Annotated in this window: 2 pseudogenes; both read right to left on the reverse strand. The window is 56.9% G+C overall.

Annotated elements, in window-relative coordinates:
* Positions 1-294, reverse strand: a pseudogene (locus tag ACFFT4_RS30090) (phytanoyl-CoA dioxygenase family protein); the annotation flags it as partial.
* A 21-nt stretch (positions 295-315) separates the two neighbouring features.
* Positions 316-789, reverse strand: a pseudogene (locus ACFFT4_RS30095) (Gfo/Idh/MocA family protein); the annotation flags it as partial.

Genomic DNA, 789 nt, shown 5'->3' on the forward strand with positions numbered 1-789 from the left:
CACGTAAGGGTCCTTGCAGATGAAGTGGCTCGACCACAGCATGATGTTCGGCCCGATGATCGGCTCGACCAGGTCGAGCACCTCGTCGGCCAGCAGAAACTCCAACAGCCGCTTGTCGCGAAAGTGCGGCGTATCCAGCTCGTCGGACAGCTTATCTCCTTTTTCCGCCAGGTGATCCTCGAAAATGCCCCGCAGCTTATCCATCTTTTCCTTGGAAAACACCGGTTTCTTGTACAGCGTATATCCTTGTTCTCCATAGGCGTCGACTTCGGCTTTCGTCAGTAAATGCGTCATGTTCGTTTCTCCTCCGTTCGTTTAAAGAAGCGCCTCGGCGATCATTCTGAAAATCTCAAGATCGTTCTTGTAGTCCTCCGGCGTCGTCTTCGGGACGATCCCTTTCGTCACGACCTCGTAGAAATGCTCCAGCTCCACCGTGTACGGGTCTTTCAGCGTCGGGCGGTTCGCGGTTTCCACGTACGCCTCGTCGATCGTTTCCTTGACGTTCAGCGTCGTCGGCAAATGGCGGATATACGGCGTGTCGTACTGGACCGTCATCGACTTCGTCCGTCCGAACACCTCGATATGGGCGTCGAACCGGCGCTGGTCGTCCACCCCCGTCTCGAACGTCGCGTAGTAGCCGTCAAATTCCAGAATCGCGGCGATATAGCCGCCGCCGTTCCATTGTTTGGCCGATACGACCCGTTTCGGCATGCCGAGCAGCTCCCGCATCGCCGACAGGTCGTGGCTGTTCAAGCCGCAGAGCAGGCCGTAGGCATTGTAGACGTCCTT

This window comes from Cohnella cellulosilytica (assembly GCF_042431195.1).
Classification (GTDB): Bacteria; Bacillota; Bacilli; order Paenibacillales; family Paenibacillaceae; genus Cohnella; species Cohnella cellulosilytica.